The sequence below is a fragment of the Solibacillus sp. FSL W8-0372 genome (assembly GCF_037969735.1).
In the GTDB taxonomy this organism is placed as follows: Bacteria; Bacillota; Bacilli; order Bacillales_A; family Planococcaceae; genus Solibacillus; species Solibacillus faecavium.
Genome location: NZ_CP150204.1, coordinates 1,983,785 through 1,997,067, shown reverse-complemented (window position 1 = coordinate 1,997,067; position 13,283 = coordinate 1,983,785). Strand labels below are relative to the sequence as shown.

General features: G+C 36.5%; 19 protein-coding genes. 17 read left to right on the top strand and 2 right to left on the bottom strand.

Annotated features, from left to right (window positions below; translation table 11 throughout):
* Positions 1–317 precede the first annotated feature (317 nt).
* The 10 genes from MKY13_RS09930 to MKY13_RS09885 all read left to right on the top strand — a co-directional run bounded on the left by MKY13_RS09930 (position 318) and on the right by MKY13_RS09885 (position 8,117).
* Complete coding sequence (locus MKY13_RS09930) at positions 318–746, top strand: DUF1641 domain-containing protein (RefSeq protein WP_191698805.1); 429 nt, start codon at positions 318–320, stop codon at positions 744–746.
* Positions 747–778: 32 nt separating this feature from the next.
* The gene (locus MKY13_RS09925) at positions 779–1,966 is read left to right on the top strand and encodes an NAD(P)/FAD-dependent oxidoreductase (RefSeq protein WP_339212301.1); all 1,188 of its coding nucleotides are present in this window, start codon (positions 779–781) and stop codon (positions 1,964–1,966) included.
* Positions 1,967–2,086: 120 nt separating this feature from the next.
* The gene (locus MKY13_RS09920) at positions 2,087–2,704 is read left to right on the top strand and encodes a serine protease (protein WP_339212299.1); all 618 of its coding nucleotides are present in this window, start codon (positions 2,087–2,089) and stop codon (positions 2,702–2,704) included.
* Positions 2,705–2,727: 23 nt separating this feature from the next.
* Positions 2,728–4,065, top strand: a complete 1,338-nt coding sequence (locus tag MKY13_RS09915; protein WP_339212297.1) for a dehydrogenase — start codon at positions 2,728–2,730, stop codon at positions 4,063–4,065.
* A 339-nt stretch (positions 4,066–4,404) separates the two neighbouring features.
* Positions 4,405–5,046 (top strand): cyclic di-AMP binding protein CbpA, encoded by a 642-nt coding sequence (gene cbpA / locus MKY13_RS09910; protein ID WP_191698809.1) that lies wholly within the window; start codon positions 4,405–4,407, stop codon positions 5,044–5,046.
* Positions 5,047–5,183: 137 nt separating this feature from the next.
* Entirely contained in the window at positions 5,184–5,816 is a 633-nt protein-coding gene (locus tag MKY13_RS09905) for a hypothetical protein (protein ID WP_339212295.1), read from the top strand.
* 122 nt (positions 5,817–5,938) lie between these two features.
* Complete coding sequence (locus MKY13_RS09900; RefSeq protein WP_339212293.1) at positions 5,939–6,325, top strand: hypothetical protein; 387 nt, start codon at positions 5,939–5,941, stop codon at positions 6,323–6,325.
* A gap of 136 nt (positions 6,326–6,461) precedes the next feature.
* A complete protein-coding gene (locus MKY13_RS09895; protein ID WP_339212291.1) occupies positions 6,462–7,172 on the top strand; it encodes a cytochrome c biogenesis protein CcdA in 711 nt (236 codons plus the stop codon).
* A gap of 55 nt (positions 7,173–7,227) precedes the next feature.
* Positions 7,228–7,593 carry a response regulator gene (locus tag MKY13_RS09890; protein WP_339212289.1) on the top strand — a complete coding sequence of 122 codons (366 nt, stop codon included), beginning with the start codon at positions 7,228–7,230 and terminating at the stop codon, positions 7,591–7,593.
* A 32-nt stretch (positions 7,594–7,625) separates the two neighbouring features.
* Positions 7,626–8,117: a cytochrome c biogenesis protein CcdC gene (locus MKY13_RS09885; protein WP_339212288.1), complete on the top strand. Its 492-nt coding sequence runs from the start codon at positions 7,626–7,628 to the stop codon at positions 8,115–8,117.
* Between the two features lie 53 nt (positions 8,118–8,170).
* On the opposite strand, the gene MKY13_RS09880 is transcribed toward MKY13_RS09885, so the two are convergent.
* Positions 8,171–8,605, bottom strand: coding sequence for a DUF2621 domain-containing protein (locus tag MKY13_RS09880; protein WP_339212286.1), 435 nt, complete (start codon positions 8,603–8,605; stop codon positions 8,171–8,173).
* A gap of 119 nt (positions 8,606–8,724) precedes the next feature.
* On the opposite strand from MKY13_RS09880, the gene MKY13_RS09875 reads away from it, so the two are divergent.
* The 4 genes from MKY13_RS09875 to MKY13_RS09860 all read left to right on the top strand — a co-directional run bounded on the left by MKY13_RS09875 (position 8,725) and on the right by MKY13_RS09860 (position 10,125).
* On the top strand, positions 8,725–8,943 hold the full coding sequence (locus tag MKY13_RS09875) for a DUF1659 domain-containing protein (protein WP_339212284.1): 219 nt from the start codon (positions 8,725–8,727) through the stop codon (positions 8,941–8,943).
* A gap of 32 nt (positions 8,944–8,975) precedes the next feature.
* Positions 8,976–9,197, top strand: a complete 222-nt coding sequence (locus MKY13_RS09870; protein ID WP_191698816.1) for a DUF2922 domain-containing protein — start codon at positions 8,976–8,978, stop codon at positions 9,195–9,197.
* 62 nt (positions 9,198–9,259) lie between these two features.
* Positions 9,260–9,400, top strand: coding sequence for a YvrJ family protein (locus MKY13_RS09865; protein WP_191698817.1), 141 nt, complete (start codon positions 9,260–9,262; stop codon positions 9,398–9,400).
* A 113-nt stretch (positions 9,401–9,513) separates the two neighbouring features.
* Entirely contained in the window at positions 9,514–10,125 is a 612-nt protein-coding gene (locus tag MKY13_RS09860) for an SCO family protein (RefSeq protein ID WP_191698818.1), read from the top strand.
* Positions 10,126–10,512: 387 nt separating this feature from the next.
* Here MKY13_RS09860 and MKY13_RS09855 read toward each other — a convergent pair whose 3' ends face one another.
* Positions 10,513–10,998 carry a diadenosine tetraphosphate hydrolase gene (locus MKY13_RS09855; RefSeq protein WP_339212282.1) on the bottom strand — a complete coding sequence of 162 codons (486 nt, stop codon included), beginning with the start codon at positions 10,996–10,998 and terminating at the stop codon, positions 10,513–10,515.
* A 142-nt stretch (positions 10,999–11,140) separates the two neighbouring features.
* Between MKY13_RS09855 and MKY13_RS09850 the strand changes: the two genes are divergently transcribed.
* The 3 genes from MKY13_RS09850 to MKY13_RS09840 are packed head-to-tail and all read left to right on the top strand — an operon-like array spanning position 11,141 to position 13,274.
* Entirely contained in the window at positions 11,141–11,671 is a 531-nt protein-coding gene (locus tag MKY13_RS09850; RefSeq protein ID WP_339212281.1) for a GNAT family N-acetyltransferase, read from the top strand.
* A 33-nt stretch (positions 11,672–11,704) separates the two neighbouring features.
* A complete protein-coding gene (locus tag MKY13_RS09845; RefSeq protein ID WP_339212279.1) occupies positions 11,705–12,616 on the top strand; it encodes a hypothetical protein in 912 nt (303 codons plus the stop codon).
* On the top strand, positions 12,594–13,274 hold the full coding sequence (locus tag MKY13_RS09840) for an HAD family hydrolase (RefSeq protein ID WP_339212278.1): 681 nt from the start codon (positions 12,594–12,596) through the stop codon (positions 13,272–13,274). Before MKY13_RS09845 ends, MKY13_RS09840 begins: the two co-directional genes overlap by 23 nt.
* Positions 13,275–13,283 lie beyond the last annotated feature (9 nt).

The window sequence follows — 13,283 nt, the reverse complement described above, 5'->3', positions numbered from 1 at the left end:
TATTAATTACTGCATAAATTTATTTACCTAAAAAAATTATCGCAAAAAAATACTTCATTAAAATAAAATATAAAAGAATAATTCAACCCGAAAAATCACAGAATATCTCTTAAAATACATAAAAATAAAAGTTTTTAATCGGTTCAAATTACAGAATATTCGATTATTTTATTTTTCCTAATTTTATTTCATTTTTCTAATTGTAACAAGTGATTCTTTGTGCTATCGTTGCTTAATGAATGGGTATGTGAAAGGAATTACAAATAAGTATGAACTTTCGTTAGAAAAAATATTGGTGTTGGCAAAGGAGAGTTATTATGTCAGAAATGAATAATCAGCAGGTAGAAAAAGTGTCTGTTACACAAGAACAATTAGACGTATTAGACCAACTATTAAAGCCAGAGGTGCAGGCTTCATTGACTACTTTGGTAGATAATTTACCGAAATTAGCTGAAATGACAACTTTATTAACAAAAGCGTATGATTTCGCATCAAGTGTTGCAACAGATGAAACGCTAAAAAATGATACAGTAGCTGCAGTTACTGAAATGGCAAGCCCAGTAGTAGGAACAGCAAAATCTATTGCTCAAACTGCAATTGAAGCGAAAGACCGTGCTGAAGTAAGCAATGAAACAGTAGGCGTATTTGGCTTATTAAAAATGTTGAAAGACCCTCAAGTACAAGGGGCATTACGTTTTGCAAATGCATTTTTACAAGTAGCAGCTGAACGTAAAGAAACGAAATAATTGCATAATCTATTTATTGGAGGATATTGATCATGGTAACTAAAGAAATCGTTATTTTAGGTGCTGGGTTTGCCGGTGTATTAGCTGCTCAAACAGCTCGCAAATTTTTAACTACGAATGAAGCGCGTATTACAGTCGTAAACCAATTCCCAACACATCAAATTATTACAGAATTACACCGTCTTGCAGGTGGAACAATTAAAGAAGGCGCTGTATCTTTATCACTTGAAAAAATCTTCAAAGGCTTAGATATTAACCTTGAAATCGCTAAAGTGAACAGCTTTAATGTAAATAATAAAGAAGTAGCACTTTCAAACGGCAAAACTTTACAATATGATACGTTAGTAGTTGCTTTAGGAAGCCAAACTGGATTCTTCGGTATCCCAGGCTTAGAGGAAAACTCTTTCGTATTAAAATCTGTTGATGAAGCAAACGCTATTCGCGAGCATATTGAAGCTCGTATTAAAGAATACGCTAAAACTAAAGATGAAGCAGACGCGACAATCGTTATCGGCGGTGGCGGTTTAACAGGTGTTGAGCTTGTAGGTGAAATCGTTGACCACTTCCCGAAAGTAGCGGAAAAATACGGTGTACAATTCGAAGACCTAAAAATCAAGCTAGTTGAAGCAGGTCCAAAAATTTTACCAGTATTCCCGGATAACTTAATCGACCGTGCGACAACTTCATTACAAAAACGTGGTGTTGAATTTATCACGTCAACTCCTGTTACAGGTGTAGAAGGAAATGTAATTCAGTTAAAAGACCGTGAGCCAATCGTAGCTAATACATTAGTATGGACTGGTGGGGTTGCACCACTTCCAATCGTAGGTGAATCTGGTTTAGCAGCAGATCGCGGTAAAGCGACAATCAACGATTTCCTACAATCAACTTCTCACCCAGAAGTATTTGTAATCGGTGATGCTTCAGCACATATTCCTAACCCGGGCGACCGTCCAACTTATGCACCAACAGCACAAGTTGCATGGCAGCAAGGTGAAGTAGCAGGCTATAACATCTTCGCTCAAATTAAAGGCGCAGATTTAAAAGAATTCAAATTCACAAACTCAGGTACTTTAGGTTCTTTAGGACGTAAAGACGGTATCGCTACAATTGGTGCTAACAATACGCAACTAGTAGGATTACCAGCTTCACTGATGAAAGAAGCTTCAAATGTTCGTTATATGACACATATTAAAGCGCTATTCGGTTTAGCGTATTAATTATATGGCATACTAGAAAGTTTATTACTTTCTGGTATGTCTTTTTTTTAGGAATAAATTTCACTTTTTTAGTAAAAACCTATTATAATGGAATAAAATGATTGATGAGGTGATATATAGTTGAAATATTTTGAAGCATCCAACTCTTTATTTCTTTTAAATGAGCAACAGCGGAACCAATTTTCAAGACTTGAATACTATGATTACTTTTATCACTTAATTCATCCAGACTTCCATTCCTTATCATTCGCTAATTTTAGTTTAAGTGATTTATGGGTTTACTATTATTTCGAGGAAGTTCCTATTATAAATTCCGAGCATGCGCTCCACTATTTATTAAGAAATTTTATGCTAAATGAAGTCCTGATCAGTTCGAAATTTAAACGTTTAAAGAAAACGACAATCGGTTCCTATACCAATGCTTTAATGGCAGCTGTTCTCACAGTAAATCTGTTTATGGATATTTTAAGCGAGCTTCTCAGTTCCATACCGAAAGAAGAAAGCGATTTTTACATGAAATTTGAAAACAGCTCGAAGCAACTATTTAATGATCGCTTTGCAACTTATGAGCATTACCCGAAAAAACTTGTCCTCATTGAGACTATGATTATTAAAAGCATGCGGGGATACCTAGAACAGCATGAAGCGACCTATACTGATCGGAAATTAAACGTAATACGTTTTATGGATCAATTTACAATTACAAAAAGAGAGCTATTTGAGCTGCCGGTAGTTTAAAAGAATAGGAGGTCCGCAAATCTATGGTAGAACGTGTGAAAACAATACATGAGCTAGAAATTTATCGATCACAGCCATTCCCATCGCAGGAAGCACAATATGAGGGTTTTGAATCGATTTTTACATACATTATTCAAAAAGGCGATGCTGAAACAATCAATGACTTTATACTCTTGGAGAGTAAGCCATTTATATTGTCTCACGACTACAACATGAAGCTGTTGCAATACTTAATGAATCAAGAACCTTATTTCAAGGACAACTTAAAAGAGTGTCTAGCTGTACTCTATTTAGTAATTGGGCATTGCTATTATTTTAGTCTGGATTTTGAAAAGGCAAAAAACTACTATAAAATTGCGAGTAGCTATGCACTTCAATTCGAAAATTATTCCGTCCTGTCAATCGCAATGAACAACTATACTGCAGCACAGAAGGATGTTTTGCCGAGTGATGTATTATGGCAATTGAGTAAACTCCCAGCAGTCTTTTTTAAGATGGGGTCAGAATATGATGAGCGATACTTCATAACTCGATTTATTGCGCATATTGAAATATCACTACAACTTAATAAAGTTCAGTATGCTGAAAGTTTATATAATAGCTATTTTACGGGATATGAAGTAGAAAAGGATTCTCGCAGTGATTTACATATTCGTGTACTTCGGGGGAAAATACATTATCAAAAAGGTGAATATGAAACAGCAATAGAGCTGCTGCATGAAGTACTCATCGTCTGTATGAATTTAAAAAGAAATAAAGATTTAGTTCAGGAATGTTATACGTTCATTACCGACTCATATAAAATGCTGAATGAGGATAGCATCTCTCGGGAAATGGAACAGTTTCATGCGCTGTTTTACCGGAAAATCGAAACAGACAAGCGCTATATGGAAAAGTATATTAAAGCTGCCTATGACAATGAGTATGAACAGGATGATCATTTCCTATCTCCTTTATCACGATTTAAACTTGCAGGAAAGTGTTTATTGAGTAATGTAGAAAATGATGGTCATACACTAGTTCTAGTGGATTGCAAAATATTAACATGCGAAGAAGAAAGCATTAGTGAAATCCTTCATTTAATCAATGACGAAATGATGAAGGCAATGAAGCAAGAGATCATTACGAGCACACGAATCGACGCGTCGACAATCGGCTATATTATCCAATTATCGGAACAGGAGACCGATGAGCTGTGCGCAAAGGTGTTTGCAATAATCCGCGAGCAATACCCAAGGAACGGCAGTGTGTTGGAGGCCATCTATTTTGCCTCAGTTAATAATAAGGAAAATAATCTGGCGAACTATCAAAAATGCATCGATTTAGCATATGCCTATATTTATTATGAACTTTATAAATAGTTTTATTTGATTCTTCACCATAAGTTAGGGATGACAAAATTGCCGCCTCATCGTTAGCGCAAGAGGATTGATTAGGTGTTTTTTACTTCACTATATAACGAGGGCAGATTTTGGGATTGGTGGGCCTCGCAAACGGCAATAGAGGCAGTGATAAAGACACGTATCACATGGCTTTAGCGCTGTCATGCCGCAGCCCACCAATCAAGTGGAATTTTAATTGAAAAGTAACCCCATGTTATGGTGATTAGCTTTTTATTTTACAAAATATTCAAAAAATAACTTCCGTAATTGTGATTCTACTATTAAAATAATAGATAGAACACCAAAGGAGGTAACACAATGCTTGTAAAACAAAAGTATGTTAAAAAGAAAGACGTAAGTTATGCGAAAGAAACGGACCTGATTTCAGATGTACTCGGTCAATTGAATGACAATGGCTATCGATGCATTCCTGTGTTGGACGAAGCCGGCGAAAAATTTATCGGCAATATTTATAAGGTAGAATTACTCGAACATAAATTAAAAGAGGGCGATATGAAAGTACCGGTAAAAATTCTAACAGAAGAGCCCGATGCCTTCATTCATGAAAACAGTTCTTTTTTTGAAGTGTTCCATTCTATTAAACAGCTCCCATATCTAGCAGTAGTTGATACAAAAGGGAACTTTTCAGGCATTTTACCCCATTCAAAAGTGTTCGAGCTTTTGGAAGAAGCATGGGGCTACCGAACAGGCAGCTGTGCGATTACCGTTGCACTGCCGGATACGGATGGCATATTAATTAAAGTGCTAACGGCAGTTAAAAAGGTATGGCCATTACATTGTGTGTTCTCGTTAGATGACGATACAACTTATTTGCGCCGTGTTGTCATGACTTTAACTAAAGGTGCTAAACAGTCTACTGTGGATGAGCTGGAAGCGGCTATTACAAAACAAGGTGCACGCATTATCGATCTTGAAATATTCGATAAAGAGAATTTTTAATGGAAAAGCGATTCGTTCAAATTGAGCGAGTCGCTTTTTTTATTGTACTAATACAGTAAAGACGAAACTTTTAGAGGATTTTGTGAATTTATGTCGAAATTAAAGTGAATGGGGATTTTTAAGAAAGGGGAGCTACTATGTTAATTCAAGTAAAAGGGGAAAAGATACGTTTTACGAAAATCGAAATGCTTGTACTAGAACAGGGGATTGTGAATTTATTCGAAAGTTTCGATAAGAAAACGCTGCATGAACTTACATTACAAAAAAAATACGAACACCTGCTACAAGAGGTTAGCCGCCAAGCACAGCATGTATTAAATTGGCCTGCAGGGAAGGCAATAAAGCAATTAAAAGATGAGGGGAACATCTTTTACAGGCAGTTTCTAAACAACTACGGCGATCTTACATATACACGCTTTATCGTTAAGGGGGAAGAAGACTTACTCAAGCAAAAAGGGATATATACGATTATCGTTAATGATGAGCTGAAATTTTGTGGGGTTTGCGCACGAACATTTAAAGAACGCTTTAATCAGCACATAGGTAACATATATGCGAAAGGCTGCTTCAGAGATGGCACAGCGACACATTGTCATGTGAATGCGAATATTACGTTAATGCTGCCGGATAATGACGTCCATTTTGCAATTTATCCTATGGACAATGAAAAGGAAATGAATAGCCTGAAAAACGCCATTATTAACCGTTTTGAACCGGAATGGAATTTACGTTCAAATAGAGATTTGTACGAATTAACTTCAGCTTTTTAGCGCTTATTAACTGTCATTGTAGAATTTAGAGGTAATTTTTCACATGATTATAAAAATCAATCACTTTTCTCGTTTCATTTGCCTATATTAGTGGGAATAGTAAATGAAAAAGAACAGGACAGGTGATAATTGTGGAAGCAGCTTTAAAATATTACAAGCAAGTCCATAGTGAATATTTATGGCTTCATTTAGTAGTAGCTATCGTATTATTATTTACATCCGTTTTCTGGTTTGTCCTTCCATATTTCGTAATTAGTTACGGAAAATATACGACGACACCTTTTCAGCAAGTGATGATCTTGATTGGTTTATATACGTTACCTTCGTTGGTAGTGACATTACATTGTTGGTTTATCAATTTTAAAGCGGCACTTCGTTGGAAAAAGGTCTATCCAAAGGAATGTGTTTGGCGCTGGTCGATTAAATTTCAGACGATCACAATCTTTATTGTAGTACTATTTACATCGGTTATTTATTCTAGCTTACTGATTATAGATATGATTCGGTAGAAGGTAAATTACTTCGTTTCTTCGTTTCACATATACCTCACACGGCTGTCAAAAAAAATTCACATTAAAAAAGTGAGTAATGTATTGAAAAATTTGGTACGATTGAGGCATCAATGTGAAGGAGATTGAATGCAGCATGAATACAGATTTAAATATCTTCTTAGCGTTTGGTGCTGGATTTCTAAGTTTTATCTCACCATGCACCTTACCGCTTTACCCGGCGTTTTTGTCATACATTACCGGCATGACACTCGATGAGCTCAAAACCGAAAAGGGAATGATGCAAAGACGCGCCATTTTACATACTTTATTTTTCCTGCTCGGATTTTCCATCATATTCATTGCAATAGGGTTTGGAACGTCTCTAGCAAGAGACTTCTTCTTCCAGTATCAGGATTTATTGCGTCAAGTCGGAGCGATTTTAATTGTTGCGTTCGGTTTAATGATTGTCGGCTTATTACAGATCAATTTTTTAATGAAGGACCGTAAATTCCAATTTAAAAATCGTCCTTCAGGATATTTAGGCTCGTTGTTAATCGGTTTGGCATTTGCAGCTGGATGGACACCATGTACAGGGCCAATATTAATGGCGATCATCACACTTGGTGGGACGAACCCTGACTCTGCTATTTGGTATATGATTGCCTATTACTTAGGTTTTGCCATTCCGTTCTTTACATTATCGTTCTTCATCACACGAATGAACTGGATACGTACTCATAGCCAAAAAATCATTAAAGTTGGCGGTTACATTATGATCGCTGTCGGAATCTTATTGTTCTTCGATGGAATGACATATATTATTACAATTTTCTCGCCAATTTTCGGTGGGTTTACAGGATTCTAATAGTTCCATGCTTTTTAATACCATGCTATACTATTGAAAGTGATGTGATCGTTCAATGCCGACTGTATTAGTTGTGGATGATGCGCTTTTCATGCGTGTTACAATCGGAAATATATTTAAGGAATTCGGCTTTGAAGTGGTGGGAGAGGCTGCCAACGGAAAAGAAGCAGTTCTATTATATGATCAGCTATTGCCTGACCTCGTAACGATGGATATTACAATGCCGGTTATGACAGGCATTGAAGCGGTACAACGAATAAAGGCTAAACATTCAGATGCCAATATCATTATGATTACGGCACTTGGTCAGCAAACTAAAATTAAAACCGCCATTGAAAGTGGTGCTAAAGATTTTATAACAAAGCCTTTTCAGCCTGAGCAATTAAAAGAGGTCGCATCGAATGTTCTCAACTTAACGTAATACTTATTTGTCAGCATAAGAGGAGGAATATGATGTTTGACAGTATACCTTCTCACTATTTATTAATTGGTTCGACGATTATGGCCGTCATCATGGGTTCGTTTGTCATGGTAATACGACTGCGCGCACAAAAAAAACCGGTATCCACTAAAAAAATACTCATCCCTCCATTTGCCATGTCTACAGGAGCATTGATGTTTATTTTTGAGGAATTCCGAGTAGCACCTCTTCAAATAGCAGAAGCGGCTGCACTGGGCTTAATGTTTTCGGTAGTGTTAATACTAACGTCGAAATTTGAAATTCGGGATAACGCAGTTTATATGAAGCAATCAAAGGCGTTTCCTTTTATATTAGTGGGATTATTGGTTTTACGGATTATTTTAAAATTAATATTTGCAGAAAGCTTTGATGTAGGTGAGCTTGCGGGAATGTTCTTCATTTTGGCGTTCTTCATGATTTTACCGTGGCGTATCGGTATGCTCATTAAGTATAAAAAGCTTGAAAAGTCTCAAATCATTGCATAAATAAAAGGCTGTCCATGAAAGTTTTTTACTTTCAAGGGCAGCCTTTTTACGCGTTATGCCTCAAATAAATGGTCATAGTCCGTTGTATCAATTTTCATTTCCTTCAGTTTTTTACGCAGAAATTTATGGTCGCGTTTAGGGGAGGCAATAATATAACCACGGATAATTAAGTCTAAATCAATTTTCGTAGCATGTTCCTCTATAGCGATTTCCCCGATTTTGCCGGCAATTTTTTCCTTAGCTACTTGACGAAACAGTTCAGGTACAGGACTTACAAGTTCAGAAAGCAGCTCTTTTTCTTCATTTCCCCATAAGTGGATCGTTTTATCTAAATAAATGGCTTGCCAGTCCAAATCTGATTTCCCATCCTGTTTTGGGAGTGCCTTTAAAAATTTGCGGAACATAAAGAAGCCGCCGATCCCCATAAGCGAAACTAACACAACAACCCAAAATAATATAAACCATAAAAACCAGCCTTCTAAGCCCACAATATTCACCTCAATTTTTACTCAATATGTCTATTATATAAGGTTTTGTAAATTTTTTCATCGTCATTGTCCCTTTTTTCAATAAATCGTGACATATATAGGGCAAGGAGGTGATAAACATGAACGAATTCGGATTCCTTTCCGCAACATTGACAGTGTTTTATCAAACAGGCGTCGATGAATTTAATGAGCCAGTTATTAAAAGCTCAACTTTCCGAAATGTGGCGATGAATGCAACAGCACAGCAACTACACACTGTGGCATCAACGATCGTCGGACTAACAGATTATGATTATATCGAATCTGTGAAGACGCAAAAAGAAAGTGTAACGGCCTAACGAACAAAAAATAATGGACAGGAGGTGAGCATATGGCACAAGTATTACAATTAACATTTGCAAATGCTGCTGGAAGCACAATGACGATTAATATCAATGATCCAAAACCAAATTTAACGGAAGCTGAAGTAAATGCAGCAATGCAAGCAATTATTGACCAGGCAGCATTCTCAAAAGAAGGGTTTTTATTCAACGTGAAAAAGTCTGCAAGAATTGTTGAGCGTCATGTAACAGCGATTGACTTGATTAACTAAAAGGAAGGCCGGTGAAGTGCAATGCTTTACCGGCTTTTTATATAGTCGAAGGAGGGATTAGGATGGACCAGTGGATAGCAATCATTCAGGAAGTAACGTTTCCAATCTTTATTTCATTTTATTTGTTATATCGAATTGAAACGAAGCTTGAAGCGATTCATACAGCACTCGTCTCACTTAGTAATCCGGTAGAACGCAATTAGTTGTGAAGCGCGGTTTCACAATTTTGACACATAACCTTTCGCATGATAACTATTGAGAATGTGGACAACATTCGATAAGATGAAGGTAATGTTTGGGAAGTGGAGAGAGATAAATGAAAAAGAAAAACATAATACTCGCATTTGTACTCGTAATCGCTACAGTACTTTCTGCTTGCAGTAATTATCAATTTAAGCCAACAACAAGTTTCGAAATTTCCGATTTTACAATGACCGATCACCGCAATGAAGAAGTGACACTTGATAGTTTAAAAGGGGAACCATGGCTTGCAATGTTTATCTTTACAAGCTGCACAACAATTTGTTCACCAATGACTCAAAATATGAAACTAGTACAGGATGAAATCGAAAAGAAGGGGCTTGAGCAATATAAAATTGTCGCCTTCTCCGTAGACCCTGACTACGATACACCAGAGCGCTTAACGGAATACTTAAGCCGCCATAACCCGTTAAATGAATCGAAATGGCATATGCTTACGGGATACGACCAGAAATTTATCGAGCAGCTCGCAATCAATTCATTCAAAACCCCGGTTAGAGCAAGCGTAACCGATAATCAAGTCATCCACGCCGATACATTTTTCCTAGTCGATGAAAAAGGAGTAGCCGTCAAAAACTATTCCGGTACAGGTCAGGGAACTGACGGCGTACAATATGAGACAATTGCTAGCGATATGGAAGCATTAATTAATGAACGATTAAAATAATAACAGGTTTAAGTTTGAGCTCACTAAAGGGGGAAATGCTTTTAGTGAGTTTTTTTGTGGTTTTGAAGCGGGTGTGAGGTTGGGCCGGGGTTATTAGCAGATTTTTTATTTTATTAGAAAAACAGGGAGATATATTCGAAATAGCCGAGCCCATTTCAGCGGCGATCTGAGATATTAGCAGATTTTTCATTTTATTAGCATATCGGAGCAACTTATTAGCAAATCAGGTTACTTTATTAGCAAATTTCGCAGGATATTTGAAGAACTCAAGAATATATTAGAAAACCCCAGTTTTATTAGCACATTTTAAAATTTATTAGCACATTTTAGTATGATATTAGAAAAAATTTTCAGTCGCGGATGAATGAAAAGTATCAAGCAGTTAAATTATTTATTCAACTCCTCTGTTAGATCACGGATTGCGTCCATAACTTTTTCAACATTTCCTTTATCATTCATTTTGTTTCTAGCGTGAAGTAATACCGGTCGTACTGACTCTACTGAACGTCCGAATTCATACATCCACTCATATCTCGGAACCATCCAAGTATGGAAATGGTGGGTAGTGTCTTCGTTATAAAAATAATAGACATATTCGATTCCTAAAACGTCTCTTTGTGCTTTTCTTATTCTTGATAAAATATTTATGTAATCTAATCTTTCCACCTCGGTTAATTCATCTAAACATTTAATATGTCTTTTAGAAGCTAAAATTATTAATCCTCTAATTGGATAAGCTACATCTTGATGAGCATGAAAATACGGTGTTTCAACAACCACACCGCCTTCAGGTTCAACTAACCCGCTTGTTATTGCACAACTAAGACATTCAACTTCTACGGTTTCCCCATTTGATAAGGTGATTTTTCTCAAGTGTTTTTCCCCCGAACTAATTTTAAATAACAGCTTTATCCATTATAAAAGTAAATCCAATTTTTTCACAAATAAATTACGAAAATTTTAAAAATATAATCCCAATATAAGGTAAACTAAATGTAAACAGGAGGGGTTTTGTATGCAAATTAGGCAAGCACAGTTGGAGGATGCTGCGGGAATCGCCAAAGTACATGTCGATAGCTGGCGAACGACGTATAAAGGAATTATTCCGGATGAATATTTGGATGGGTTATCCTACGAACAAAGAGAAGAACTGTGGAAGAGAAATATGGCAGCTCCCAATAATTACATTGTTGTTGCAGAAAATAGCGATGGGCACATTGTTGGCTTTGCTACTGCAGGGAAAAGGGAAGAAAATGAAAATGAGAATGCAGCTGATTTAACTTCTATATACCTGTTTGCTGATATGCAAGGTTACGGCATCGGGAAAATGCTCATGAAAGAGCTGTTTATCTATTTCACTCAAAATGGTTATGAAAAGATATTTGTGGAAGTGCTAAAGGATAATAAAACCCGCTTTTTTTATGAACATTACGGCGCTCACCTAGTAAAGGAAGTCCAAATCAAAATAGGCGGCAAAGTAATTGATGAGCTAGTTTATGAGTGGGAAAGTGCTGAGAATGTACTAGAAAAACTATCGATCTCCTAACACCAGATTTATCAGGAAATGAAGTGATAAAATATGTGGCAAATCAAACATGTACAGGATATTGATCTATCTACATTAATGGATGAACTAAGGCTTCAATTGGAAGAGGTAAAGCCTCGTATTGAAAAAAAGGCATTTCATCAGTTATTTATTCTTGAAAAAGATGACGAAATCATGGGGCTCTCGCTTAGCTGGTTAAACAGCTTTCATCCTGAAGCTAAATATGTAAGAGTCTATACAACTTCAGCCTGTACAGAGACAAATTGGCCGACAGCTCTATATGAGCAATTATTCAAAGATACATATTCGCAGAAGCAGCTTATCTTTTCATGTTGGGATGAGAAAAAAGATGCTATTTCTTTTATGGAAAAGCAAGGTTTTAAGCTATTTAGGAAAACGTATATGCCTGATTTAGAAGTAGGGGCTTTATTACAGCAAATGCCGACTGTTCCAACCTTTAAACAATATGAATCTCTAAATGATGTCCTGCAAAACGAGGAGAAGAAACGAGCCTTTCTTACACAACTAAAGGAAAACTATGAGAACACACATTTACATAATCCTGTGCAAACATATACGTGGCAACAGTGGGGAGAAATATTGCTCGATGATGAACCTGATCTAGATTATAGCTATGTTGTATTTGAAGGAGCTCAAGTAGAGGCGTATATTTTGTTGCATAAATTAGGAAATCATTATGAAGTCGGATGGACTGGATTTCAAGGAAATACCGAAGATGAGTGGAAATTGACAGCTCTTTTCAAAACACAAATGGAACTGTTACAGGGTGAAGGAATAAAGAAGGTTTCTATTGAAATAGATACAACAGATAACAGCGCCTTTTCATTATTCAGCTTTCTGGATTTTAAACAATTTCCTAGCTGGAACAGTTATTCACGCAAAATCGATAGGGGTAATTTAAATGATCAAAGCAGTGATATTTGATTTAGACGGTACATTATTAAACAGGGATGCATCGGTTAAGCAATTCATAGCGAATCAATATGACCGTTTCTATCACCAACTACATTCTATTAATCGGCTGGATTTTTTAAACCGATTTATTGAACTGGAACAAAGAGGTTATGTATGGAAGGATAAAGTGTATCAGCAGCTCGTACAAGAATTCAGTATTGAAATCTCATGGGAAGTCCTGCTTCAAGATTATATAGCCCATTTCCATTCTCACTGTATCCCTTTTGCCCTTTTGCATGAAATGCTTAATGAGCTGAAACAGAGAAACCTCCGATTAGCAATCATTACAAACGGTTTCGGACAATTCCAAATGGATAATATCCATGCACTCGGTATTACACACTATTTTGATACCATTTTAGTGTCAGAGTGGGAGCAAATGAAAAAGCCGCAGCCTGAAATATTTCATAGGGCACTGAAACAACTTAATGTTCAGCCTGAAGAAAGTATATATATAGGTGACCATCCTGTAAACGATATAGAAGGGGCGCAGCGTGTGGGCATGAAAACTATTTGGAAAAGAGATCCGTATTTTGGTTCAGTAACTACACCTTATATAGTTGATGATTTAGATGAAATTATAGGTATTGTAGAAACGATCAATGAATCCCAATCCAGTCTGCTTTGATGAGGAGGT